General features: G+C 67.7%; 23 protein-coding genes. 14 read left to right on the forward strand and 9 right to left on the reverse strand.

The window, feature by feature from the left end:
- Positions 1 to 35: 35 nt before the first annotated feature.
- The 11 genes from gsiB to ftsB all read left to right on the forward strand — a co-directional run bounded on the left by gsiB (position 36) and on the right by ftsB (position 12,043).
- Positions 36 to 1,589, forward strand: coding sequence for a glutathione ABC transporter substrate-binding protein GsiB (gene gsiB / locus EL288_RS06515; RefSeq protein ID WP_003813717.1), 1,554 nt, complete (start codon positions 36 to 38; stop codon positions 1,587 to 1,589).
- 61 nt (positions 1,590 to 1,650) lie between these two features.
- Positions 1,651 to 2,571, forward strand: a complete 921-nt coding sequence (gsiC, locus tag EL288_RS06520) for a glutathione ABC transporter permease GsiC (protein ID WP_003813715.1) — start codon at positions 1,651 to 1,653, stop codon at positions 2,569 to 2,571.
- 7 nt (positions 2,572 to 2,578) lie between these two features.
- Positions 2,579 to 3,478: a glutathione ABC transporter permease GsiD gene (gsiD, locus tag EL288_RS06525; RefSeq protein ID WP_003813711.1), complete on the forward strand. Its 900-nt coding sequence runs from the start codon at positions 2,579 to 2,581 to the stop codon at positions 3,476 to 3,478.
- Between the two features lie 17 nt (positions 3,479 to 3,495).
- Positions 3,496 to 4,644, forward strand: coding sequence for a DmpA family aminopeptidase (locus tag EL288_RS06530; RefSeq protein WP_003813710.1), 1,149 nt, complete (start codon positions 3,496 to 3,498; stop codon positions 4,642 to 4,644).
- Between the two features lie 26 nt (positions 4,645 to 4,670).
- On the forward strand, positions 4,671 to 5,489 hold the full coding sequence (locus EL288_RS06535) for a M55 family metallopeptidase (RefSeq protein WP_003813709.1): 819 nt from the start codon (positions 4,671 to 4,673) through the stop codon (positions 5,487 to 5,489).
- Positions 5,490 to 5,497: 8 nt separating this feature from the next.
- A complete protein-coding gene (locus tag EL288_RS06540) occupies positions 5,498 to 7,297 on the forward strand; it encodes an aminopeptidase P family protein (RefSeq protein ID WP_010926935.1) in 1,800 nt (599 codons plus the stop codon).
- 215 nt (positions 7,298 to 7,512) lie between these two features.
- A complete protein-coding gene (locus EL288_RS06545) occupies positions 7,513 to 9,165 on the forward strand; it encodes a CTP synthase (RefSeq protein WP_003813705.1) in 1,653 nt (550 codons plus the stop codon).
- Entirely contained in the window at positions 9,162 to 10,019 is an 858-nt protein-coding gene (kdsA, locus tag EL288_RS06550; RefSeq protein WP_003813703.1) for a 3-deoxy-8-phosphooctulonate synthase, read from the forward strand. Before EL288_RS06545 ends, kdsA begins: the two co-directional genes overlap by 4 nt.
- 9 nt (positions 10,020 to 10,028) lie before the next feature.
- A complete protein-coding gene (locus tag EL288_RS06555) occupies positions 10,029 to 10,313 on the forward strand; it encodes a DUF1330 domain-containing protein (RefSeq protein ID WP_003813702.1) in 285 nt (94 codons plus the stop codon).
- Positions 10,314 to 10,318: 5 nt separating this feature from the next.
- Entirely contained in the window at positions 10,319 to 11,605 is a 1,287-nt protein-coding gene (gene eno / locus EL288_RS06560) for a phosphopyruvate hydratase (protein WP_003813700.1), read from the forward strand.
- A gap of 81 nt (positions 11,606 to 11,686) precedes the next feature.
- Positions 11,687 to 12,043 (forward strand): cell division protein FtsB, encoded by a 357-nt coding sequence (gene ftsB / locus EL288_RS06565; protein ID WP_003813698.1) that lies wholly within the window; start codon positions 11,687 to 11,689, stop codon positions 12,041 to 12,043.
- A 67-nt stretch (positions 12,044 to 12,110) separates the two neighbouring features.
- Here the strand turns inward: ftsB and EL288_RS06570 are convergent, their stop codons facing one another.
- Complete coding sequence (locus tag EL288_RS06570; protein WP_033447430.1) at positions 12,111 to 13,676, reverse strand: winged helix-turn-helix domain-containing tetratricopeptide repeat protein; 1,566 nt, start codon at positions 13,674 to 13,676, stop codon at positions 12,111 to 12,113.
- Positions 13,677 to 13,899: 223 nt separating this feature from the next.
- Between EL288_RS06570 and EL288_RS06575 the strand changes: the two genes are divergently transcribed.
- From EL288_RS06575 to EL288_RS06585, 3 genes are read left to right on the forward strand one after another with little or no spacing between them, the layout of a single operon-like run.
- Positions 13,900 to 14,655, forward strand: a complete 756-nt coding sequence (locus tag EL288_RS06575; RefSeq protein WP_003813694.1) for an SDR family oxidoreductase — start codon at positions 13,900 to 13,902, stop codon at positions 14,653 to 14,655.
- Positions 14,656 to 14,704: 49 nt separating this feature from the next.
- Positions 14,705 to 15,184, forward strand: a complete 480-nt coding sequence (locus EL288_RS06580) for a carboxymuconolactone decarboxylase family protein (RefSeq protein WP_003813692.1) — start codon at positions 14,705 to 14,707, stop codon at positions 15,182 to 15,184.
- Positions 15,185 to 15,208: 24 nt separating this feature from the next.
- The gene (locus tag EL288_RS06585) at positions 15,209 to 15,610 is read left to right on the forward strand and encodes a cupin domain-containing protein (RefSeq protein ID WP_010930904.1); all 402 of its coding nucleotides are present in this window, start codon (positions 15,209 to 15,211) and stop codon (positions 15,608 to 15,610) included.
- Here EL288_RS06585 and EL288_RS06590 read toward each other — a convergent pair.
- From EL288_RS06590 to EL288_RS06625, 8 genes are all read right to left on the reverse strand, one after another.
- Positions 15,588 to 16,340, reverse strand: coding sequence for a TadE/TadG family type IV pilus assembly protein (locus EL288_RS06590; RefSeq protein WP_033458342.1), 753 nt, complete (start codon positions 16,338 to 16,340; stop codon positions 15,588 to 15,590). The genes EL288_RS06585 and EL288_RS06590 overlap by 23 nt on opposite strands.
- Before the next feature lie 76 nt (positions 16,341 to 16,416).
- On the reverse strand, positions 16,417 to 17,331 hold the full coding sequence (gene hslO / locus EL288_RS06595; protein ID WP_010930902.1) for an Hsp33 family molecular chaperone HslO: 915 nt from the start codon (positions 17,329 to 17,331) through the stop codon (positions 16,417 to 16,419).
- Between the two features lie 49 nt (positions 17,332 to 17,380).
- Entirely contained in the window at positions 17,381 to 17,902 is a 522-nt protein-coding gene (locus EL288_RS06600) for a gamma carbonic anhydrase family protein (protein WP_003813683.1), read from the reverse strand.
- An 11-nt stretch (positions 17,903 to 17,913) separates the two neighbouring features.
- The gene (locus EL288_RS06605; RefSeq protein WP_003813682.1) at positions 17,914 to 19,578 is read right to left on the reverse strand and encodes an acyl-CoA synthetase; all 1,665 of its coding nucleotides are present in this window, start codon (positions 19,576 to 19,578) and stop codon (positions 17,914 to 17,916) included.
- A gap of 137 nt (positions 19,579 to 19,715) precedes the next feature.
- Positions 19,716 to 20,588, reverse strand: a complete 873-nt coding sequence (locus EL288_RS06610) for a UDP-2,3-diacylglucosamine diphosphatase (RefSeq protein WP_003813679.1) — start codon at positions 20,586 to 20,588, stop codon at positions 19,716 to 19,718.
- A 65-nt stretch (positions 20,589 to 20,653) separates the two neighbouring features.
- A complete protein-coding gene (locus EL288_RS06615) occupies positions 20,654 to 21,184 on the reverse strand; it encodes an RDD family protein (RefSeq protein WP_003813677.1) in 531 nt (176 codons plus the stop codon).
- Positions 21,185 to 21,317: 133 nt separating this feature from the next.
- The gene (locus EL288_RS06620; RefSeq protein ID WP_003813674.1) at positions 21,318 to 21,500 is read right to left on the reverse strand and encodes a hypothetical protein; all 183 of its coding nucleotides are present in this window, start codon (positions 21,498 to 21,500) and stop codon (positions 21,318 to 21,320) included.
- A gap of 215 nt (positions 21,501 to 21,715) precedes the next feature.
- A complete protein-coding gene (locus EL288_RS06625; RefSeq protein WP_003813672.1) occupies positions 21,716 to 23,215 on the reverse strand; it encodes a THUMP domain-containing class I SAM-dependent RNA methyltransferase in 1,500 nt (499 codons plus the stop codon).
- Positions 23,216 to 23,229: the final 14 nt, after the last annotated feature.

Below are 23,229 nucleotides of genomic sequence, written 5' to 3' on the forward strand. Positions count from 1 at the left end.
CAACCACGCATCTCCCGCAAAACCAGGAGCCTTCCATGATGAAAGTTCTGCATCCGACCAAGCTGGTGGCCGCCGCCACGCTGGCCTTCAGCGTGCTCGCGTCGCCGCTGGCCCATGCCAGCAAGGACGTAACCTTCGCCGTCGCCATTGCGCTGGAAACGCTCGACCCCTACAACACCAACAGCACGCTGAACCAGGCCGCCGGCAAGGCCTACTATGAAGGGCTGTTCGAGTTCGACAAGGACCTGAAAATCCAGAATCTGCTGGCGACCGGCTACGAAGTCAGCCCGGACGGCCTGGTCTACACGATCAAGCTGCGTGACGGCATCAAGTTCCATGACGGCACCGACTTCAATGCCGACGCCGTCAAGGCCAATTTCGACCGTGTCGCCAATCCGGAAAACCGCCTGTCGCGCTATACGCAGTTCAACCGCGTGGCCAAGACCGAAGTGGTCGATCCGCATACCGTGCGCATCACGCTGAAAGAACCGTTCTCGGCCTTCATCAACGCGCTGGCCCACCCGGCCGCCATGATGATCTCGCCGGCCGCGCTGCAGAAGTACGGCAAGGAGATCGGCTTTCATCCGGTGGGTACCGGTCCGTTCAAGTTCGTCGAGTGGAAACCTGCCGAGTACCTGAAGGTCGAGAAATTCGACGGCTACTGGCGCAAGGGCTATCCGAAGGTCGACACCCTGACTTTCCGCACGGTCACCGACAACAATACGCGCGCCGCCGTGGTGCAGACCGGCGAGGCGCAGTTCGCCTTCCCGATTCCCTACGAGCAGGCCGCGGTCCTGGCCAAGAACGACAAGCTGGACGTGGTGGACCACAAGAATTCCATCATGGCGCGCTACCTGTCCATGAACACCCGCGTCAAGCCGTTCGACAACGTCAAGGTGCGCCAGGCGATCAACTACGCGATCAACAAGCAGGCGCTGGCCAAGGTGGCGTTCAACGGCTACGCGACCGTGGTCGACGGCGTGGTGCCGCAGGGCGTGGACTTCGCATACAAGATCGGCCAGTGGCCGTACGATCCGGCCAAGGCGCGCGCGTTGCTGAAGGAAGCCGGCTATCCGAACGGTTTCGAGACCTCGCTGTGGTCCGCCTATAACGACGGCACGTCGGTCAAGGTCGTGCAGTTCCTGCAGCAGCAACTGGCCCAGGTCGGCATCAAGGCCTCGGTCGAGGTGCTGGAGTCCGGCCAGCGCGTACAGCGCGTGCAGCAGGTGCAAAAGCCCGAGGACGCCAAGGTGCGCATGTACTACGCGGGCTGGTCGTCGTCGACCGGCGAGGCCGATTGGGGCCTGCGGCCCTTGCTGAGCACCGCCGCGTTCCCGCCGGTGATGAACAACATCTCGTACTACTCGAACCCGAAGGTGGACGACAGCCTGATGAAGGCGCTGGCCACCACCGATCGCAGCGAGAAGGCCGAGCTGTACAAGAACGCGCAGGAAACCATCTGGAACGACGCCCCGTGGGCGTTCCTGGTGACCCAGAACAATGTGTACGTGAAGTCGAAGAATCTGTCCGGCGTCTACGTCGAGCCGGATACCTCGTTCTGGTTCGGCGACATCGACCTGAAGCAGTAACACCTGGCAATGCCACATCCGGCGGGGGCGCGCGACCCCCGCCGGTGTCGCGGGAATTCCAATGCTGACCTATATCGTCAAACGTCTGTTGGGCATGATCCCCACCCTGTTGCTGGTGGCCGTGGTCGTGTTCCTTTTCGTGCACATGCTGCCCGGCGACCCGGCGCGGCTGGCCGCCGGGCAGGAGGCCGACCAGGAAACGGTCGAGCTGGTGCGCCAGGAGCTGGGCCTGGACCTGCCGCTGCCGCAGCAGTTCGTGCGCTACTTCGGCCACATGCTGCAGGGCGATCTCGGGACGTCGCTGCGTACCAAGCGCCCGGTGTCCACCGAAATCGCCGACCGCTTCATGCCCACGTTGTGGCTCACGCTGGCCAGCATGATCTGGTCGGTGGTGTTCGGCATGGCCATCGGCGTGGTCTCGGCGGTCTGGCGCAATCGCTGGCCCGATCGGCTGGGCATGACCCTGGCGGTATCGGGCATTTCGTTCCCGGCGTTCGCGCTGGGCATGATGTTGATGCAGGTGTTCTCGGTGAACCTGGGCTGGCTGCCCACCGTGGGCGCTTCGAGCTGGAAACACTACATCCTGCCGTCGCTGACGCTGGGCGCGGCGGTCGCGGCCGTGATGGCGCGCTTTACGCGCGCCTCGTTCGTCGAGGTGATCCAGGAGGATTTCGTGCGCACGGCGCGCGCCAAGGGCCTGTCCGAGCGCGTGGTGGTGACCAAGCACGCCTTGCGCAATGCGCTCATTCCCGTGGTCACCATGATGGGGCTGCAGTTCGGTTTCCTGCTGGGCGGCTCCATCGTGGTGGAGACCGTGTTCAATTGGCCGGGCCTGGGCCGGCTGCTGGTCGACGCGGTCACGCAGCGCGACTATCCGGTGATCCAGGGCCTGGTGCTGCTGTTCTCGCTGGAATTCATCCTGATCAACCTGATTGTGGACGTGCTGTATGGCGTCATCAATCCCAGCATCCGCTACAAGTGAGGCGGCCATGAGCCACACCAATACCGCCGCCGTGGCCGCGCAGGCCGCCAAGGAGGACGTGCGCACGCCCGCCTCCGAGTTCTGGCGCAAGTTCAAGAAGCAGAAGCTGGCCGTCGGCGCCGGCCTGTTCGTCCTGCTGCTGGCGCTCATCGCCATCCTCGCGCCCTGGATCGTGCCGTTCGATCCGGAGAATTTCTTCGACTACGACGCCCTGAACGCCGGGCCGTCGGCCACTCACTGGCTGGGCGTGGACTCGCTGGGCCGCGACATCTTCAGCCGCATCGTCATGGGCGCGCGAATTTCGCTGGCCGCCGGCTTCCTGTCGGTGGCCATGGGCGCCGTGGTCGGCACGTTCATGGGCCTGATGGCGGGCTACTACCAGGGCTGGTGGGAACGCATCACCATGCGCATTTCCGACGTGCTGCTGGCGTTCCCGGGCATGCTGCTGGCCATCGGCGTGGTGGCGATCCTGGGGTCGAGCATGGTCAACGTCATTGTCGCGGTGGCGGTGTTCAGCGTGCCGGCCTTTGCCCGCCTGGTGCGCGGCAATACGCTGGCGATCAAGCAGATGACCTATGTCGAGGCGGTGCGCAGCGTCGGCGCTTCCGATTGGACTATCATCATGCGGCATATCCTGCCGGGCACGATATCCCCCATCGTCGTGTACGGCACCATGCGCATCGGCACCTCCATCATCACGGCGGCCAGCCTGTCCTTCCTGGGCATGGGGGCGCAGCCGCCCACGCCCGAGTGGGGGGCGATGCTGAGCGAGGCCCGCGCCGACATGGTCATCGCCCCGCATGTGGCGATCTTCCCGGCGCTGGCGATTTTCTTTACCGTGCTGGCGTTCAATCTGCTGGGCGATGGCTTGCGCGACGCGCTGGATCCCCGGATAGACCGCAAGTAGGGCAGGGCGCGCGGTGCATGCAGGCGCCGCGCCGGTCGGGCCGCCCGCGCGGCGGCCCTGTTATCTCCAGGGCCGTGGCGACACGGACGAATGCTATGGAACAATTGGACCTCCCGCGCATCGGCATGCTGCCGGCGGGCGAACTCGATTCGATCGGCGATGTGCCCGGCGTGACCGTCGGGCATTTCACTTTGGCGCAGGGCGCGCGGCAGACCGGCGTCACCGTGGTGCGTCCGCACGAAGGCGATCCGTTTCGCAACAAGGTGCCGGCCGCGGCCACCGTGCTCAATGGTTTCGGCAAGAGCTGTGGCCTGATCCAGGTGGAAGAACTGGGCGTGCTGGAAACGCCTATTGCGCTGACCAATACCTTTGCCGTGGGCGCCGTGGCCAACGCGCAGATCCGCCAGGCCATTGCCGCCAACCCGGAGATCGGGCGCGCCTGGCCGACGGTCAACCCGCTGGTGTTCGAGTGCAACGACGGCTACCTGAATGATATCCAGGCGCAGGCCGTGGCCGAGGCGCACTACGAGCAGGCCTGGCGCGGCGCCGCCAGCGTCTTCGAGCAGGGCTCGGTGGGCGCCGGACGCGGCATGTCCAGTTTCGGGTTCAAGGGCGGCATCGGTTCGGCGTCGCGCCTGGCCGAGGCCTATCCGGGCCAGCGTTATACGGTAGGCGCGCTGGTGCTGTCCAACTTCGGCCAGCGCTCCAGCATGACGATTGCCGGCCGTCCGTTCGGCCGCCGGCTGGCCGCCGCCGCGCGCGACGGCGAACCCGCGGGCCAGCCCGAAAAGGGGTCCATCATCCTGTTGCTGGCGACCGACGCGCCGCTGGATTCGCGCCAATTGCGCCGGCTGTCCCTGCGCGCCGGGGCGGGCCTGGCGCGCACCGGTTCGGTGTTCGGCCATGGCAGCGGCGACATCGCCCTGGCGTTTTCCACGGCCTACACGATTCCGCACCTGGCCGAGCGAGGCATGCCGGTGCAGGTGATGCTGCACGAAACCCGTATCGATGCCCTGTTCGAGGCCGCCGCCGAGGCGGTCGAACAGGCCATCGTGGCGGCGCTGTGGCGGGCCGAGACGGTGGCCGGGCGCGACGGCCACGTGCGGCGCGCGATTCGCGAGGCGGCGCCCCAGTGGCGCCAGTGGCTGGCCGAGACGGCCTTCTGACATTCCCCCAATCGAGGCAGTTCTCCATGAAAGTCCTGATTTCGACCGATATCGAAGGCGTGGCCGGCGTGTTCCATGCCGAGCAGGTGCGCCCGGGCAATGGCGAATACGAGCGCGCGCGGGCCTGGATGACCGGCGAGGCCAACGCCGCCATCGCCGGCGCCATCGCGGGCGGGGCCGAGGAAGTGCTGGTCAACGACTCGCACGGCGGCTTTCGCAATCTGCTGCCCGACCAGCTCGACGAGCGGGCCCGCCTGGTGCTGGGCAAGCCGCGCTATCTGGGCATGATGGGCGGGCTCGAGGAGTCCTGCGACGCGGTGTTCATGATCGGCTACCACTCGCGCTCGCAGGGCCGCGGGGTGCTGGCGCACACGATCAACAGCTTCGCGTTCGCGCGCGTCTTCATCAACGGCACGGAGCTGGGCGAGGCCGGCCTGTATGGCGCGCTGGCCGGCGAACTGGGGGTGCCGGTGGCGCTGGCCAGCGGCGACGATGTGTTCATCGCCGAGACCCGCCCACTGTTTCCCGCCGCCCAATGGGTGCAGACCAAGGTCGCGCACGGGCAGGGCAGCGGCGTGACCCTCACGCCGGCCGCCGCGCGGCGGGCCATCGCCCAGGCGGCCGAGACCGCCGTGCGCAATCTGGACGGGCTGGCTCCCCTGCGCATCGCCGCGCCGATAGAATGCCGTTTGCAGACCCAGGGCGCGGCGCTGGCCGACCTGTTCTGCACCTGGCCCACGCTGGAGCGCGTGGACGGCGTCACGCTGCGCTTTACCGTCGACAGCATGCAGGCCGCCATCCGCATGCTCAACAGCCTCGCCGCCATGTCCTTCATGCTGCGTTAAGGAACCTCATGTCTGTCACCGATAACCGTATCGGCGCGCTGCGCCGGGCCATGCGCCAGCACCAGCTGGACGCCTACATCGTGCCGTCGGCCGATCCGCACCTGTCGGAATACCTGCCGGGGCGCTGGCAGGGCCGGCGCTGGCTGTCCGGTTTCACGGGGTCGGTGGGCACATTGGTCGTCACGCGCGATTTCGCCGGGCTGTGGGTCGACAGCCGCTACTGGGTGCAGGCCGAGAACCAGTTGGCCGGCACCGGCGTGACGCTCATGAAGATCGCCCAGGCCAGCACGCCGGGCCACGTGGACTGGCTGGCCGCCCGGTTGCCCGCGGGCAGCAGGGTGGGGGTGGACGGCCAGGTCCTGGGGCTGGCCGCGTTTCGCGCGCTGTCGGCGGCGCTGGCGCCCGCCGGCATCCATCTGGACATCCTGTCCGACCTGCTGCAGGCCATCTGGCCCGACCGGCCGGGCCTGCCGTCGGCGCCCGTCTACGAACTTCCGGCCCCGCACGCCTGCGAGCCGCGCGCCGACAAGCTGGCGCGCGTGCGCGCCGCCATGCGCGCGCAGGGCGCCGATGCGCACTGGCTGTCCACGCTGGACGACATCGCCTGGCTGTTCAACCTGCGCGGCTCGGACGTCGAATACAACCCGGTTTTCCTGGCCCACGCCCTGGTCGGGCCGGATCATGCCACCCTGTTCGTCGCCGATGGCAAGATCGACGCGGCGCTGCGCCAGGCGCTGGCCGCCGACGGGGTCGAGACGGCCGATTATGGGCTGGCCGCCGAAGCGCTGGGTTCGCTGCATACCGACCAGACGCTGCTGATCGATCCGGCGCGCGTCACCTGCGGCGTTTTCCACGCCATGGATCCGGCCGTGCCGCGCATCGAGGCCATCAACCCCTCGACGCTGTACAAGTCGCGCAAGAGCGACGCCGAGCTGGCCAGCGTGCGCGCCGCCATGGAGCAGGACGGCGCGGCGCTGTGCGAGTTCTTCGCCTGGTTCGAGGGCGCGGTGGGCCGCGAGCCGGTCAGCGAATTGACCATCGACGAACGCATCACGGCCGCGCGCAGCCGCCGGCCCGGCTACGTGTGCCCCAGCTTCGCCACCATCGCCGGCTTCAATGCCAACGGCGCCATGCCGCATTACCGGGCCACGCCGCAGGCGCATGCCGCCATCGAGGGCGACGGCCTGCTGTTGATCGATTCCGGCGGCCAGTACCTGGGCGGCACCACCGATATCACGCGGGTGGTCGCCGTCGGCGCGCCCAGCGCCGACCAGAAGGTCGATTTCACGCTGGTGCTCAAGGGCATGATTGCCCTGTCGCGCGCGTCCTTCCCGCGCGGCACGCCTTCGCCCATGCTCGACGCCATCGCCCGGGCGCCCATCTGGGCGGGAGGCGCCGAGTATGGCCACGGCACCGGCCATGGCGTGGGCTATTTCCTCAATGTGCACGAGGGGCCGCAGGTCATCTCGTACCGCGCCGCGCCCGGCCCGCATACCGCCATGGAGCCGGGCATGATCACGTCCAACGAGCCGGGTATCTACCGGCCCGGCCGCTGGGGCGTGCGCATCGAGAACCTGGTGGCCAACCGCACGTGGCTGGAGGGCGAGCTGGGCGAGTTCCTCTGCTTCGAGACCCTGACGCTGTGTCCGATCGACACGCGCTGCATCGACGCCACGCTGCTGCGCGCCGACGAGATCGCCTGGCTGGATGACTACCACCGCACCGTGCGCGAGCGCCTGGCGCCGTGGGTCGAGGGCGCCGCGCTGCAATGGCTGCAGGCGCGCACCCGGCCGCTGGGCGCGGACTGAACGGCCGCCGGACGCAGGTCCGGCGGGCGGGAAATCGGGCACGGGGCTGGCGTGCGGGCGGGCCCCGACCTAACATGGACAGGCGTGCGGACGCCGGCGTGGCGCGCGGCCAACTGTTACCGCCGCCTGCCTAGGGGAAACCCCAACACGTCCGCTTCCCCGGGTATAATCCAAATTTCCCGCATGCGCCCGCTCGTCCCGGGCGCTCACTCACGATGACCAAATACGTATTTGTCACCGGCGGTGTGGTGTCTTCCCTGGGCAAAGGGATCGCCGCCGCGTCCCTCGCCGCGATTCTCGAGTCGCGCGGCCTGCAAGTCACCCTGCTCAAGCTGGACCCCTATATCAACGTTGATCCCGGCACCATGAGCCCGTTCCAGCACGGCGAGGTGTTCGTGACCGAGGATGGGGCCGAAACCGACCTCGACCTGGGCCACTACGAGCGCTTCATTTCGGCCCGGATGCGCAAGGTGAACAACTTCACCACCGGCCAGATCTACGAATCCGTCCTGCGCAAGGAACGCCGCGGCGACTACCTCGGCAAGACCGTCCAGGTCATTCCGCACATCACCAACGAAATCCAGGACTTCGTCGCGCGTGGCGCCGAGGCCGCCTGGAATGGCGCCACCGACGTGGCCATCGTCGAGATCGGCGGCACCGTGGGCGACATCGAGTCGCTGCCCTTCCTGGAGGCCGCTCGCCAGATGAGCCTGCGCATGGGGCGCAACAACGCCGCCTTCGTGCACCTGACGCTGGTGCCCTACATCGCGTCGGCCGGCGAGCTCAAGACCAAGCCCACCCAGCATTCGGTACAGAAGCTGCGCGAGATCGGCATCTACCCGAACGTGCTGCTGTGCCGCGCCGACCGCCGCATTCCCGACGACGAGCGCGCCAAGATCTCGATGTTCTCGAACGTACCGCTCGATGCCGTGATTTCGGTCTGGGACGTCGATTCCATCTACAAGATTCCCGCCATGCTGCACAAGCAGGGCGTGGACAACATCGTGTGCGAGGCCCTGGGCCTGACTCCGCCGCCGGCCGACCTGTCCATGTGGGACAACCTGGTCGACGCGCTCGAGCACCCGCAGGATTCCGTCACCATCGGCATGGTCGGCAAGTACGTCGACCTGACCGAGTCGTACAAGTCGCTCAGCGAAGCGTTGGTGCACGCCGGCATCCACACGCGCTCCAAGGTCAATATCGAGTACATCGACTCCGAGGATATCGAGACCCGCGGCACCGACCAGCTCAAGCACCTGGACGCCATCCTGGTGCCCGGCGGCTTCGGCAAGCGCGGCACCGAGGGCAAGATCGCCGCCATCCGCTATGCGCGCGAGAACGGCGTGCCGTACCTGGGCATCTGCCTGGGCATGCAGCTGGCCGTGATCGAGTTCGCGCGCCACGTGGCCGGCCTGGGCGGCGCCAACAGTACCGAGTTCGATCCGGCCGCGCCGCATCCGGTGGTGGCCCTGATCACCGAGTGGATGGACCGCGAAGGCCGCGTCGAGCGCCGCGACAACAGCTCGGATCTCGGCGGCACCATGCGCAAGGGCGCGCAGCGCTGTCCGATCCGCCCGGGCACGCGGGCGCAGTCCATCTACGGCGACGACGTCAACGAGCGCCATCGCCATCGCTACGAAGTCAACAACGTGTATGTCCCCCGGCTCGAAGATGCCGGCATGGTGATCAGCGCGCGCACGCCCACCGAGAACCTGCCCGAGATGATGGAGCTGCCCAGCCATCCGTGGTTCGTGGGCGTGCAGTTCCACCCCGAGTTCACTTCGACGCCGCGCGACGGGCACCCCCTGTTCTCCAGCTATATCCGGGCGGCGCTCGAGCACAAAGCGCAGCGCGCCAAGGAGGCGTGATGAAAGCCTGCGGTTTCGATATCGGCCTGGATCATCCCTTTTTCCTGATCGCCGGCCCGTGCGTCATCGAGTCGCGCGAGCTGGCCTTCGAAACCGCCGGCCGTCTCAAGGAGATCACCGGCAAGCTGGGCGTGCCCTTCATCTACAAGAGCTCGTTCGACAAGGCCAACCGCAGTTCGGGCAAGTCGTTTCGCGGGCCGGGCATGGACGAAGGCCTGAAGATCCTGGCCGACGTGCGCGCCCAGCTGGATGTGCCGGTTCTCACCGACGTCCACGATATCGACCAGGTCGCGCCCGTGGCCGCGGTGGTCGACATGCTGCAGACGCCGGCCTTCCTGTGCCGGCAGACCGACTTCATCCGCGCCTGTGCGGCCACGCTCAAGCCGGTGAACATCAAAAAGGGCCAGTTCCTGGCGCCGCACGACATGCTCCAGGTGGCCCGGAAGGCCCGCGACGCGGCGCTCGAAGCCGGCGGCGACGGCAATAACATCCTGGTTTGCGAGCGTGGCGCTTCTTTCGGATACAACAACTTAGTGTCCGACATGCGTTCGCTCGCTATCATGCGGGAAACCGACTGTCCCGTCGTGTTCGATGCCACGCACTCGGTGCAATTGCCGGGCGGGCAGGGGGCCTCGTCGGGCGGTCAGCGCGAATTCGTGCCGGTGCTGGCGCGTGCCGCCGTTGCGGTCGGCGTGGCCGGGCTGTTCATGGAAACCCATCCCAATCCCGCCTGCGCCATGTCCGACGGCCCCAACGCCGTGCCGCTGGACCGCATGGCGGAGTTGCTTGAATCGCTGGTGGCGCTGGACCGCGTCACCAAACGCAGTGGCTTTCTCGAAAACCAGTTTGTCTGAAGGAATCGCATGAGTGCCTACCTGATCGCCGACGTTTCCGTTACCAAACCCGCGCAGTACGAAGACTATAAGCGCCTGTCCACCCTGGCCATGCGCGCCTACGATGCGAAGGTTCTGGTGCGCGGCGGCGAGTCGCGGCACCTCGAGGGCAGGGAGCCCGGCCGCACGGTCATCATGGAGTTTCCGTCCGTCGACAAGGCGCAGGCCTTCTATGACTCCTATCAGTATCGCCGTGCCCGCAATGCGCGGGAAGGCGCGGCCATCATGAATATGTTTATCGTTCAGGGAATGTAAGAACCATGAGTGCAATCGTCGATATCATCGGCCGCGAAATCCTCGATTCGCGCGGCAACCCTACTGTCGAGTGCGATGTGCTGCTGGAGTCGGGCGCGATGGGTCGCGCCTCCGTGCCTTCGGGCGCCTCCACCGGCTCGCGCGAGGCCATCGAACTGCGCGACGGCGACAAGGGCCGTTATCTGGGCAAGGGCGTGCTGCGGGCGGTGGAGAATCTCAACACCGAGATCTCCGAAGCCCTGATGGGCCTGGATGCGCAGGAGCAGACCTTCGTTGATCGTACCCTGATCGAACTCGACGGCACCGACAGCAAGGAGCGCCTGGGCGCCAATGCCATGCTGGCCGCCAGCATGGCGGTCGCGCGCGCCGCGGCCGACGAGTCGGGCCTGTCGCTGTACCGCTACTTCGGCGGCAGCGGCCCCATGAGCATGCCCGTGCCGATGATGAACGTCATCAACGGCGGCGCGCACGCCAACAATACGCTGGACCTGCAGGAGCTGATGATCCTGCCGGTGGGCGCGGCCAGCTTCCGCGAAGCGCTGCGCTGGGGCGCCGAAGTGTTCCACATGCTCAAGAAGCTGATCCACGACCAGGGCATGTCGACCGCCGTGGGCGACGAGGGCGGTTTCGCGCCCAACGTGGCCAGCCACGAGGCCGCCATCCAGCTGATCCTCAAGGCCATCACCGAAGCCGGCTACGAGCCGGGTACGCAGATCGCCCTGGGCCTGGATTGCGCCAGCTCGGAGTTCTACCGTGACGGCAAGTACACGCTGGCTGGCGAAGGCGGCGTATCGCTGTCCTCGCAGGAGTTTGCCAACCTGCTGGCGACCTGGTGCGACAAGTACCCCATCATCTCGATCGAAGACGGCATGGCCGAAAACGACTGGGACGGCTGGAAGCTGCTGACCGACCAGCTGGGCAAGAAGGTGCAGCTGGTGGGCGACGACCTGTTCGTCACCAACACGCGCATCCTGCGCGAAGGCATCCAGAAGGGCGTGGCCAACTCGATCCTCATCAAGATCAACCAGATCGGCACCCTGACCGAGACCTTCGCCGCCATCGAAATGGCCAAGCGCGCCGGCTACACCGCCGTTGTCTCGCACCGTTCCGGTGAAACCGAAGACTCCACCATTGCCGACATCGCGGTGGCTACCAACGCCATGCAGATCAAGACCGGTTCGCTGTCGCGTTCCGACCGCATGGCGAAGTACAACCAGTTGCTGCGCATCGAGGAAGAACTGGCCGAAGTGGCTTCCTATCCGGGCCTCGAGGCGTTCTACAACCTGCGTTAATGGTCAGTAATCCGGCCAGGCCGCGGCATCGCGGCCCGGCCGGAAACCGCTGTCTACCGCGTTTGCTCAAGGTGCCCGCGTATGCGCCTGCTGTTCCTGGTGCTGCTAGTGCTGCTAGGCTTGATCCAATACCCGCTCTGGCTGGGCAAGGGCGGCTGGTTCAAGGTATGGGATCTGCAGCGGCAGGTGGCCGAACAGCGCGAGACCAACGACGGCTTGCGGGCGCGCAATACGGCGCTGGAAGCCGAAGTGCGCGACCTGGCGACCGGCGTGGGCGCGGTCGAGGAGCGTGCCCGCAGCGAGCTGGGCATGATGCGCGAAGGCGAAGTCTTCGTGCATATCCTGCCGCCCGGCACGCCGCTGCCCTCGGACAATTCCACGCCACAGGCCTCGGCGCTGTCCAAGCCCAGGCCGCCCGCCACGCCGCCGCGCCGCTGAGCCGCTGAGCCGGACGCGCCAACACTCCCCGCCAGGGGAGTTTTTTTTGCCTTGGGGCGGCCCGGCGCTATTCAGGCAGGCCCGCCAGGCGCAGCCCCTGGGCGAGAATGGCGAGGTTCTCGCCCTTGCGGATCGGCAGCCATTCCGACAGGCCGGCCAGCCGCAAGGCGGGATCGAGCCGGCGCAACTGGTCCATGGCGCGCCGTGCCTGGGCGCCGTGGCCGGCCAGGGCATGGCCGGCCGCGGCAATGGCGACCGCCATCAGGAAGCTGGGCAGCTCGCGCAACGCCTGTTCGGCCCACGCCGTCGCGGCGTCGTGATGCCCCAGGAAGAGATGCGCCACCCCCATGCCGGCCTGCATCCGGTACAGCTCGGGGTCCAGCGGGCTCAGGCGCATGGCGTGGGTGAAGTGCGTGACGGCCTGCGCGGTCTCGCCGTGCCACAGGCGCAGGAACGCGCTCAGGAACCAGGCCGCGGCCAGGTTGGGGTTGAGCACCAGCGCCCGGTCCAGCAAGGCGATGCCGCCTTGCAGATCGCCGGCCAGGTGGCCCAGCGCGTGGCCGCTGCGCGTGAGGGCCACCGCATCGATCCGGTCCAGTTCCACGGCACGGCGGGCCAGGCGGGCGCCCTCGGCCATTTCCCGCGGTTTGTCCTGCATCCAGCCATTGACCTTGCGCCAGCAATGGCACCAGGCGGCCATGGCATAGGCCGGCGCGAATTCGGGATCGCAGGCGATGGCGCGGTGAAATAGCGGCAAGGCCTGCTCGGCGGCCTGCCGGGTGCCCTGGTGCGCGCAGGCCATGCCGCGCAGGTAGTAGTCGTAGGCGTCCAGGCTGTCGGTGGGCTTGCGCCGCGCGCGCTCGATTTCAGCGCGTTCCAGCTGCGGCGCGATCGCGCCGACCACGTTTTCGGTGATCTGGTCCTGCAACGCGAAGATATCGTCCAGCACGCCCTCGTATCGATCCGCCCAGTGGTGCGCGCCGCTCGCGGCGTCGATCAGTTGTCCGGTGATCCGCACACGGTTCCGCTCCTTGCGCCAGCTGCCTTCCAGTACATAGCGCACGCCCAGTTCGCGGCCCACCTGGCGCACGTTCACGGCCCGTCCCTTGTAGGTGAAGCTGGAATTGCGCGCCACCACGAACAGCCAGCGGTATTGCGACAGCGCGGCGATGATGTCCTCCACCACGCCGTCGGCCAAGTAATCCTGCTCGGGGTCCGCGCTCAGGTTCACGAACGGCAGCACGGCGATGGACGGCTTGGCAGGCAGTGCCGGCGCCGTCGCGGGCGGCGCGGGCGTCCTGGCCATCCCGGCCGGGGCCGGCGCGTCGGTTCGTACCTCGGCCACGAAGCGAAAGCCCTTGCGAGGGACGGTGCGGACCACTGCCTGCCGCTGTCCGCTGTCGCCGACCGCCGTGCGCACCGCATTGATATGGCTGGCCAGGGTCGATTCGGAGACGATGCGGCCGTTCCAGACGGCCTGGATCAGTTCGTCGCGGTCGACGACGCGTTCGCGGTTTGCCAGCAAATAGGCCAGCAGGTCGAAGACTTGCGGCGCAGTCGCGACCGCCCGGGACGCGCGCGTCAGTTCGCGCCGGTCCAGGTCGAGCAGACAGTCGTCAAACGCCAACCGCATTCGCAGCTCCTGGTGCTTGGGGGCGTGCCGTTCGGGTGACCGTGGGGGCGTGCCGTTCGGGTGACCGTGGGGACGGGGCGGCCTGCGCAGGCCGCGCCCAGCGAAAAGCAAGCGAAAAGCAAGGGAAAAACAAGATGCCGGCAAAGTGCTCCGCCAGGGTGCCAAGCATACTGCATGCACAGGTCGCCGCAACGACGACGATCGAACCCCCAAGGAGCAGAGCATGAAGATAGTCGTTATTGGCGGCACCGGCCTGATCGGATCGAACGTGGTCAACCGGCTGCGCCGCGATGGACACGAGACGGTGGCGGCTTCGCCGGGCACCGGCGTCAACACGATCACCGGCGAGGGGCTGGCGCAGGCGCTGGATGGCGCGCAGGTGGTGGTCGACGTGGCCAACTCGCCTTCCTTCGAGGACCAGGCCGTCATGGCATTCTTCGAAACATCGGGCCGCACGCTGCTGGCTGCCGAGGCCGCCGCGGGCGTGACGCATCACCTGGCGCTGTCGGTGGTGGGCACCGACCGACTGGCCGACAGCGGGTACTTCCGCGCCAAGGTGGCCCAGGAGGCGCTCATCAAGGCGTCCAAGGTGCCTTACACCATTCTGCGCGCGACCCAGTTCTTCGAGTTCATCGAGAGCATCGTCAATGCGGGCGCCGATGGCGACACGGTGCGCCTGTCCCCCGCGTTGATCCAGCCCATCGCCGCCGACGATGTCAGCGCCGCGCTGGCCGACCTCGCCGTCGGCATGCCGCTCAACGGCACGGTGGAAGTGGCCGGGCCCGACCGCTTGCCGCTCGACGAGCTGGCGCGCAAGTTCCTCGCCGCGCGCGGCGACCGCCGGCAGGTCGTCGCCGACGTGCACGCACGCTACTTCGGCAGCGAACTGGACGACCGCTCGCTGGTGGCCGGCGATAACCCGCGCGTCGGCTCCACGCGCCTGATGAACTGGCTCAGTCGCTCCCCGGCGCCGCAATGACGCCGCTCTTGCGCCTGATCTGGCCAGACAACCAACCGGAGCATTCTTCATGACCCAACGCCTGGACTACCAACAGCAGTCTCCCGAATTGTTCAAGAAATTCGTCGCCTTCAGCCTGGCCTTGAAACAGTCCAGCATCGAGACGTCGATCCGCGACCTGGTCGACATCCGGGCTTCGCAGATCAACGGCTGCACCTTCTGCCTGGACATGCACGTCAAGGAGGCCACCATGCATGGCGAGCGGCCGCTGCGGCTGCACCACATCGCGGCGTGGCGCGAGTCCGCGCTGTTCAGCCCCCGCGAACGCGCCGCCCTGGCCTGGACCGAAGTGTTGACGCGGATACCGGCCGAGGGCGTATCGGATGAGATCCATGCGCAAGTGCGCGAGCAGCTGTCGGAGCAGGAACTCTCCGATCTCACGTTCCTGGTGATGTCGATCAATGCCTGGAACCGCGTCAACGTGGCTTTCCGGATCGAGCCCGGCAAATACGACCAGGCCTTCGGCGTGGACAAGTCCGGCCTGTCCTGAGCCCCGGCCCGCAAGGAGCGAATCATGTCCCGTTTTCCAATGCTCTGCCTGGCGCTATGCCTGGCCACCGGCACGGCGGCCGCCGGGGAGGGGCCGCCCCAACCCAGCGTGACGCCGCTGATGACGCAGCCGCTGCAGGACTATCCCGGCAAGGAGGTGGCGGTCATCGTGGTCGACTACCCGCCCGGCGGCGCCGATCCCGTGCATCGCCACAATGCGCACGGATTCGTCTATGTGCTGCAGGGCTCGATCGTGATGGGCGTGCGCGGCGGCCAGCCCGTCACCCTGGGTCCGGGGCAGACCTTCCACGAGGGACCGGACGATGTGCACACCATAGGACGCAATGCCAGCGCCGCCGAGCCGGCCCGGTTCCTGGTTTTTCTATTGAAGAATCGCGGCGAGGCTATCCTGACGCCGCAGCGGTGAGGCCGTCGCAGTCCCGCGCGTCGCCATAGGAGACATCGGGCCGGGCCGGCCAGAGCGCCGGATCGGATTGCATGTCCATTTCCAGTTCGAGCCGTATCGGCAGCAGGCCCTGCCGCCAGGCGGGCCGCGCGCAAGCCTGGGCCAGCGCAGCGGACGCCCTGAGCAGGGCGCCCAGCCAGGGTGAAAGCGGCGCCAGGCGGTAGACCAGCCGCAGCCGCAGCGTGTTGGCCTGGAAAATGTCCAGCCCCGAGCGCGGCCCGGCTCCGCCCGGCCAGCCCTGGGCCAGGCGCTGCGCGTGTTGTTCGGCCTGGTAGTCGTTGCGGATGCGGGGCGGGCGGCGCAGGCCCCGGTTGGCGACGCCATGGTCGGCGAACGCCGTCGGGCCGGGCTGCAGGATAGCGATGCGCCAGGCCGGCAGGCCGGTGCGCGCCTGCTGGCGGTTCCAGGCATGCTGCTGGCGGGTTGCGGCCTGGCCGGGCTGGCCTGCCGCATGGCGCGCTCTCATGGCGCGGGCAAAGGCTCGCGCGATGGCGCCGGGTTCGCCGTGCGAGGTGGCGCCGGCGCGTGCCGCCTCGATCAGCGCCAGATAGGCCAGGTGGCGCATCTGGTGCCAATACATGGTTTCGACGGTGGCGATGGACGCTGCCAGCAAGAGCATGCCGGCCAGCATGAATTCGAGGGCGGCTGTGCCTGCGTGGCGTGGGGGCGGGACGGCGGCGGCGTGTTCCATGGCCGCCCAGTGTGCCGGGCGCCGCCGCGCGCGTCGATTGTGGCTAGTACGCGGGCCGCGGCCGTCACGGGCGCCGTCAGTGCACCGTGGGCGGGTCCTGTTCCGGCATGGGGGAATTGGGCGCGAACAGGCCGGCGCAATCCACCTTGTCGAATTCGTAGGGCTTGCCGCAGAAGTCGCACGACACTTCGACCCGGCCCTGTTCGGCAAGAATCGATTCGACTTCGGCCTGGCCGAGCGAGCGCAGCATGCTCGATACCCGCTCGCGCGTGCAGGGGCAGAACCAGCGCACGGCGTGCGGCTCGAACGCCATCAGGGGCTCTTCCCAGTACAGTCGGTGGATGAGCGTGTCGGTGTCGGTCGCCAGCAGTTCGGCCGGCTGCAGCGTGGCGGCCAGGTGCGTGGCGCGGCTCCAGCTTTCGGCCGCGTCGCCCTGGGTGGTGCCGCCATGGTCGGGCAGGCGCTGGACCAGCAGGCCGGCGGCATGCTGCTCGTCGGCGGCAAGCCACAGCTGCGTGTCCAGTTGCTCGGACGCCTTCATGTAGTGGCCCAGCGCCTCGGCGACGGTTTCGCCTTCCAGCGGCACGATGCCCTGGTAAGCCTGCTGGCCGGGCACCTTGCGTTGCGGATCCAGCACCACCATGAAGCGGCCGTTGCCGTTGGCATTGAGCAGGCTTTGCATCGTCCCGTTATCGGGGATGGATTGCCCTTCGCGGACCTTGACGGTGGCGCGCAGGCTCAGGTCGGAGCGACACTCGACCACCAGCAGGGCCAGCGGGCCATCGCCCTGGATTTGCAGCACCAGCGAGCCGTCGAACTTGATGTTGGCGGCCAGCAGCGTCGAGGCGGCCACCAGCTCGCCCAGCAGGCGGGTGACGGCGGGCGGGTGCTGGTGGTTGACCTGGGCTTGCAGCCAGGTCTCATGCAGCCGAACCGCCTGGATGCGGACGGAGCGGTCTTCGAACAGGTATTTCTTGAGCAGATCGGTCATAGTGGAATCTTAGCCGATTGCCCAGGGGCGCCGGGGCGCCCGCGACCCGTCAGCCGATGCGTTTGAGCGCGGTCTTGTAGTGCTGGCCGCGCTCGACATAGTGGCGATTGTTGGCTTGCATCTCGGCGATTTCCTCGGCGCTGAGTTCGCGCACGATCTTGCCGATACCGATGACCAGCGAGTTGTCGGGAATGATGCGCCCTTCCGGGATGATGGCGCCGGCGCCGATCAGGCAGTTGCGGCCGATCACGGCGTTGTTCAGGACGATGGCCTGCATGCCCACCAGGGCGCCTTCATGGATGGTACAGCCGTGCAGCATGGCCTGGTGGCCGATGGTGACGTTGGGCCCCACGGTCATCGGGCAGCCGGCGTCCACGTGCAGCACGCTGGCTTCCTGGATGTTGGTGCCGCTGCGCACCAGGATGGGCGCATTGTCGCCGCGGATGGAGACTTGCGACCAGATGCTCACGCCGGCCTCCAGGGTGACGTTGCCGATGATATCGGCGCTGTCGGCCAGATAGGCGCTGGGGTCGATGGCGGGGATCAGGTCGTCGAGCTGGTAAATCGGCATTGCGAAGGTCTTCAGGAGTGAGCGCCGCTGGCGCGTTCGGCCTCGCGGCGGCGCAGTACGGCGCGCTGGATTTTTCCGGTAGTGGTCATGGGCAAGGCATCGACGTATTCGATTTCCTTGGGGTATTCGTAGGGAGCCAGGCGGTCGCGCACGTGCTCCTGCAGCACCTGGGTGATGCTGTCCGGGTCGCGGCCCTGGTACTCGGGCGTCAGCACCACATAGGCCTTGACCAGGGCGCCGCGTTCGGCGTCGGGCTTGGGCACGACCGCCGCATTGGCTACCGCGGGATGGCCCAGCAGGCAGTTCTCGATCTCGCCCGGGCCGATCCGGTAGCCGGCCGACTTGAACACATCGTCGGCCCGTCCGGCATACCAGAGGTAGCCGTCGGCGTCGATGCTGGCCAGGTCGCCGGTGCGGCACCAATCGTCCGTGAACTTCGCGGCGGTCGCGGCCTCGTTGCGCCAGTAGCCCAGGAACAGCACCGGATCGGGGAAGCCGTGGATATCGAACCGGTTGAGCGCCACTTCGCCCGTTTCGCCGGGCTTGACCGGCCGGCCCGCTTCGTCGATGACGGCGACCCGATGGCCCGGATAGGGCCGGCCCATGCTGCCGGGGCGCGCCGGCCAGCGCCGGTTGCTGTTGCCCACCACGTAGTTCAGCTCGGTCTGGCCGAACATCTCGTTGGGCGTGATGCCCAGCGCCTGCTCGCACCACTCGAACACGGTTTCGCCCACGCTTTCGCCGGCGCTCATGATGCTGCGCAGCGCCAGCTGGTAGCGGCCGCGCGGCTCGGGCACCGACTTCATCATCATCTTCAGCGCGGTCGGGAACAGGAAGGTATTGGTGACCTGGTAGCGCTCCATCAGCTCGAAGGCGCGTTCCGGCGTAAAGCGCCCGCGCGTGCCGACGATGGGGTGGCCGAAATACAGGGTCGGCAGCAGGGCGTCCATCATGCCCCCCGTCCAGGCCCAGTCCGCCGGCGACCAGAAGACGTCGCCGGGCCGGGGAAACCAGTCCTGGGACGCGACGAAGCCGGGCAGGTTGCCGATCAGCACGCTGTGCGGCAGCAGCGCGCCCTTGGGGGCGCCGGTGGTGCCGGACGTGTACATCAGGATGGCCGGGTCGGACGCGCGCGTGGCCACCATCTTGAATTCGTTCGGCTGGCGCGCCAGCAGGCTGCGCCAGGGCAGCACCCGCTCGTCGGCGAAGCCGATGCCGATGATCTGGTGCAGGTTGGGGCAGTTGTCGCTGATGGCCAGCAGGTTGGCGCTGGAGGCGTAGTCCACGATGGCCACCCGCGCGTCGGCGTCGCGCAGGCGCGATTCGAGCGCCTCCGGGCCGAACAGGGGCGACAGCGGCAGTACCACGGCGCCGACGCTGTAGATCGCCATGTGGGCGACGACGGTCTCCGGACGTTGTCCCAATACCACACCCACGCGGTCGCCGCGCTCCACGCCCATCTTCACCAGGCCATTGGCCAGCTGGTTGGCGGCTTCGGCCAGGCGCGCGTAGGTCCAGACCTCGCGGTTGCCCGCTTCGTCTTCGTAGTAGATGGCGATACGGCGTGCGTCCGGACTGCTGGCGGCCCAGCGGTGGCAGCAGGCGTCCGCGATATTGAACTGGGTCGGAACCAGCCAGCGGAAGGTTTGGTACAGCGCCTCGTATTGGTCGTTCATGGCCCTATGGTCTGAGCTCGGTGGCAACGATGGAATGGGTGGCGTTGCGAGGAGCCGGTTGCCCCAACTGCAAGCATGACTGAGAGGGCCGTGAACTGCAACATCCCCGTATCCCTAACGGGGACGTATAAGGGTTATTACGGGTGGCGGCCCTGGCGGCGCAAGGCCGAGGGCAGGGCGGGCAGGCTCAGCGAGCGCCGCGGCCGGGCCGCCGCGGGGTCGTTGCCGCGTTCGGCCATGCAGGCGGCCCAGTCCAGCAGCTGCAGCTGGCCCTCGTGGGTTTCGCCCAGCGCCGACAGGCTTTCCACCCAGTCGCCGTCGTTGCAGTAGAGGATTCCGTCTACCTGGCGCAACGCCGGCTGGTGGATATGGCCGCATACCACCCCGTCCAGTCCGCGCCGGCGCGCTTCGCCGGCCAGCGCTTCCTCGAAATCGGTGATGAAGGCCACCGCGTTCTTCACCTTGTGCTTGAGGTATTGCGACAGCGACCAGTAGTGCAGGCCCAGCCGGTGGCGCAGCCGGTTGAAGTGGTGGTTCAGCCACAGCGCGGTCTGGTAGAGCGAGTCGCCCAGGTGGGCCAGCCATTTGCTGTGCTGGATGACGCCGTCGAACTGGTCGCCGTGCAGCACCAGCAGCTTGACGCCCTGGGCCGTGACGTGGACGTCCTCGTCCAGGATCTCGATATCGCCGAAAGCGAAGCCCGCGAATTCCCGCGCGAATTCGTCGTGGTTGCCGGGGACGAACACCACCCGGGTGCCGTTGCGCGCCTTGCGCAGGATGCGCTGGACCACGTCATTGTGGGCGCGCGGCCAGTGCCAGTGCTTGCGCAGCTGCCAGCCGTCCACGATGTCGCCCACCAGGTACAGCGTGTCCGAATCGTTATGGTCGAGGAAATCGAGCAGGAATTCGGCCTTGCATCCGGCCGTTCCCAGGTGAATGTCGGAAATCCACAGCGTGCGCCAATGCGTGGGATGGATCTCGGTCACGGTCGCTTCCATTCGGGCTGTCATTGCCCAAGGATGAAACCATCCCGCGATGACGCCTCCGTGAAGGAACCGTGACGGCGTTGTGACGCTTATGTCCCCGCGACGGCGCGGGCGGCGCGCGGGGGGGCATTGCGCAACCGGGTGCCCAGCAGCCGGTCGTGCAGGAACTGGCCGTCCGGATCGACCCAGCTCCACGCGAAAATGGCGAATGGCGCCAGCACGATGAACATATCGACCGAGCGCCAGCCGGTCAGCGACGAGGCCAGCCAGACCAGCGCGGCGGCGCCCAGGGGCAGCGGCCACGCCAGCACGTAGCGCAGGACCAGCCGCGGCGTGGAGGGCGGCTGGCCGTCGCGGTCGACCAGGCGGATGTTCCAGGTCTTCATGGGCAGGGTCTGGCCGCGGCGGCGCCAGCACAGCACGAAGTACAGGCCGATCACCAGGAACAGCCAGACCTGGCGCCCGTCGCGCAGCATCAGGCCGTGCTTGCTCTGGGTCAGGGTATCGAACAGGTAGCTGGCGATGAAGACGACGCCAAACAGCAACACGCCTTCGTACATCATGCAGGCGAAGCGCCGCAGGCGGCTGGGGGTCGACTGGAGGTCATGGGTGGCATTCATGGGCCGGTATTATCCAGCAAGCCAGGATCCCGGCCAAAAAAAAACCCGCTGGTTTAGAGCGGGTCTTAAAAGGGGCTTTGCAGCCCCCAAGGGGAAAACTAAAAATCTTTGCTGTCTTGCGCTCGGGGCCTGCTCAGGCGGCCGAGTGGGCGGCCTTCGAGCCGCTCTTGCCGGCGACCGACTTGATGCCGTCGGCCAGCTTGCGCAGCCCGGCAGCCAGCGCGCGCATCGGGCGCGGGCGGAACTGGTCTTCCATGGCTTGCAGCATCAGTTGGCGTTCGAGTTCGTCGGTCAGGCGGAAGGTATTCGGGTTCATCGCGGTAGGCTCCAGGGCCAGTGCATGTGTTCGTGCTACTAGGGTTAACCCCGATTATAGGGTTAACCCTGAACGCATGCAAGCCCGTGGTGCAAAATGCGCGATGCCTGTGGTGATAATGCCCCAATTCGGCGCCGCAGGGGCCCCAGCCATGACGATAGTGGGGCATTGTTGCGGCGCTTTTACAACGCCGCGTGGCGCGCGCGGGCCGGCGCTTATGCCGGCTTGCGGTAGCTGGCGGGCACCAGCTCGAAGCCGAACAGGCGGCAGTCCAGCGCGCCGTTGTGCAGCGGCACGCGGCGCAGCGGCTTGAGGCGCAGGCGCTGCGGCAGCGTCATGTCGCTGGAGATCACGTGCACCTGCCAGCCGGCGAACTGGCGTTTCAGGCACGCCGCCCAGTCGCGCCACATTTCGGAGTCGTCCTCGGTTTCCATGCGCTCGCCATAGGGCGGATTGGTGACGATCCAGCCGTGGTCGGCCGGCGCCGCCAGGTGGCGCGCGTCGCCCACTTCGAAACGGATGGTATCGGCGGTCAGCCAGGCGCGTTCGGCGTTGGCCTGCGCGTATTGGATGGCGCGCGGATCGAGGTCGTAGCCGAACAGCGGGGTCTCGAGCTGGGTCTGGATGCGCGTGCGGGCGTCGGCCTTCAGGTCCTGCCAGCGGCGCGCGTCGTGATTGCGCAGCCGCTCGAAGCCGAACGGGCGCGAAATGCCGGGCGGCACGCCCAGGGCGATCCAGGCCGCTTCGATGAGGATGGTGCCGCTGCCGCAGAACGGGTCCAGCAAGGGTTCGGCCGGATCCCAGCCGGCCAGCGCCAGCATGCCGGCGGCCAGGTTTTCGCGCAGCGGGGCCTCGCCCTTGTCCAGGCGCCAGCCGCGCTTGAACAGGGACTCGCCCGAGGTGTCCAGGTACAGCGTGGCCGTGGTGCCGGACAGGAACAGGTGTACGCGGGCGTCGGGCCTTACGGTGTCGATGTCGGGCCGCGCGCCTTCGACTTCGCGCAGCCGGTCGCAAATGCCGTCCTTGGCGCGCAGGTTGCAGTACTGCAGGCTCTTGACCGGGCTCTTGATGGCCGAGGTATCGACGCGCAGGGTCTCGTCCGGACCGAACCAGCGCTCCCAGGGCACGCTGCGCGCCAGCTCGAGGATATCGTCCTCGTGGCCGATGTCGGCCTGCGCGACCTGGACCAGGATGCGGGTCGCCAGCCGCGAGTACAGGTTGGCGCGCTGCACGCCGGCCCAGTCGGTGCTGAAGGCGCAGCCGGCGCGGCCTGCACGGGCATCCTCGAAGCCCAGCGCCTGCATTTCGGCGGCCAGGGCTTCCTCGATGCCCTGGGGGCAGGGGGCGTATACGGGGAAGATTTCGGCTTCCCGCGGGGCGCGCGGGCGGCGGCGCGGGGCGTCATCCTGGTGCGCGGCATCCTGGCGCGGCGCTTTCCGGCGCGGCGCGTGCTCGTCCTGCCAGGCGCGCGCCGCGCGGGCCGCGCGGTCGTCGCGGCGCGCGGGTTGCGGCGCCTCGGCGGCCGCGTCCCGCGGCTCGGGCGGTCGTCGCGGCGCGTGCTGCTGCTCCTTGGCGCGCTCCATCTGCGCCACCAGGCGCGCGCGGGCGCCGGTGCGCTTGCGCCTGGGCGCCTCGTCGTCGGCCGAGGGGGCGGCTGGCGCGGTTTTCTTGATCGTCAGCGTCTTGCGCGGACGCGCTTTATCATCGGTGGGCATACAGGTTCAGGCCA

It is taken from the genome of Bordetella bronchiseptica (assembly GCF_900636925.1).
Taxonomy (GTDB): Bacteria; Pseudomonadota; Gammaproteobacteria; order Burkholderiales; family Burkholderiaceae_B; genus Bordetella; species Bordetella pertussis.

What these genes read in the sequence shown, in the direction of transcription:
- EL288_RS06575 (WP_003813694.1), top strand. Translation starts at nt 13,900, where the DNA reads ATGAAGATAGTCGTTATTGGCGGCACCGGCCTGATCGGATCGAACGTG.
- gsiD (WP_003813711.1), top strand. Translation starts at nt 2,579, where the DNA reads ATGAGCCACACCAATACCGCCGCCGTGGCCGCGCAGGCCGCCAAGGAG.
- EL288_RS06620 (WP_003813674.1), bottom strand. Translation starts at nt 21,500, where the DNA reads ATGAACCCGAATACCTTCCGCCTGACCGACGAACTCGAACGCCAACTG.
- hslO (WP_010930902.1), bottom strand. Translation starts at nt 17,331, where the DNA reads ATGACCGATCTGCTCAAGAAATACCTGTTCGAAGACCGCTCCGTCCGC.
- ftsB (WP_003813698.1), top strand. Translation starts at nt 11,687, where the DNA reads ATGCGCCTGCTGTTCCTGGTGCTGCTAGTGCTGCTAGGCTTGATCCAA.
- EL288_RS06590 (WP_033458342.1), bottom strand. Translation starts at nt 16,340, where the DNA reads ATGGAACACGCCGCCGCCGTCCCGCCCCCACGCCACGCAGGCACAGCC.
- EL288_RS06600 (WP_003813683.1), bottom strand. Translation starts at nt 17,902, where the DNA reads ATGCCGATTTACCAGCTCGACGACCTGATCCCCGCCATCGACCCCAGC.
- EL288_RS06555 (WP_003813702.1), top strand. Translation starts at nt 10,029, where the DNA reads ATGAGTGCCTACCTGATCGCCGACGTTTCCGTTACCAAACCCGCGCAG.
- EL288_RS06570 (WP_033447430.1), bottom strand. Translation starts at nt 13,676, where the DNA reads ATGCGGTTGGCGTTTGACGACTGTCTGCTCGACCTGGACCGGCGCGAA.
- gsiB (WP_003813717.1), top strand. Translation starts at nt 36, where the DNA reads ATGATGAAAGTTCTGCATCCGACCAAGCTGGTGGCCGCCGCCACGCTG.
- EL288_RS06545 (WP_003813705.1), top strand. Translation starts at nt 7,513, where the DNA reads ATGACCAAATACGTATTTGTCACCGGCGGTGTGGTGTCTTCCCTGGGC.
- EL288_RS06580 (WP_003813692.1), top strand. Translation starts at nt 14,705, where the DNA reads ATGACCCAACGCCTGGACTACCAACAGCAGTCTCCCGAATTGTTCAAG.
- EL288_RS06625 (WP_003813672.1), bottom strand. Translation starts at nt 23,215, where the DNA reads ATGCCCACCGATGATAAAGCGCGTCCGCGCAAGACGCTGACGATCAAG.
- EL288_RS06615 (WP_003813677.1), bottom strand. Translation starts at nt 21,184, where the DNA reads ATGAATGCCACCCATGACCTCCAGTCGACCCCCAGCCGCCTGCGGCGC.
- eno (WP_003813700.1), top strand. Translation starts at nt 10,319, where the DNA reads ATGAGTGCAATCGTCGATATCATCGGCCGCGAAATCCTCGATTCGCGC.
- EL288_RS06540 (WP_010926935.1), top strand. Translation starts at nt 5,498, where the DNA reads ATGTCTGTCACCGATAACCGTATCGGCGCGCTGCGCCGGGCCATGCGC.
- EL288_RS06605 (WP_003813682.1), bottom strand. Translation starts at nt 19,578, where the DNA reads ATGAACGACCAATACGAGGCGCTGTACCAAACCTTCCGCTGGCTGGTT.
- EL288_RS06530 (WP_003813710.1), top strand. Translation starts at nt 3,496, where the DNA reads ATGCAGGCGCCGCGCCGGTCGGGCCGCCCGCGCGGCGGCCCTGTTATC.
- EL288_RS06585 (WP_010930904.1), top strand. Translation starts at nt 15,209, where the DNA reads ATGTCCCGTTTTCCAATGCTCTGCCTGGCGCTATGCCTGGCCACCGGC.
- gsiC (WP_003813715.1), top strand. Translation starts at nt 1,651, where the DNA reads ATGCTGACCTATATCGTCAAACGTCTGTTGGGCATGATCCCCACCCTG.
- EL288_RS06535 (WP_003813709.1), top strand. Translation starts at nt 4,671, where the DNA reads ATGAAAGTCCTGATTTCGACCGATATCGAAGGCGTGGCCGGCGTGTTC.
- EL288_RS06610 (WP_003813679.1), bottom strand. Translation starts at nt 20,588, where the DNA reads ATGACAGCCCGAATGGAAGCGACCGTGACCGAGATCCATCCCACGCAT.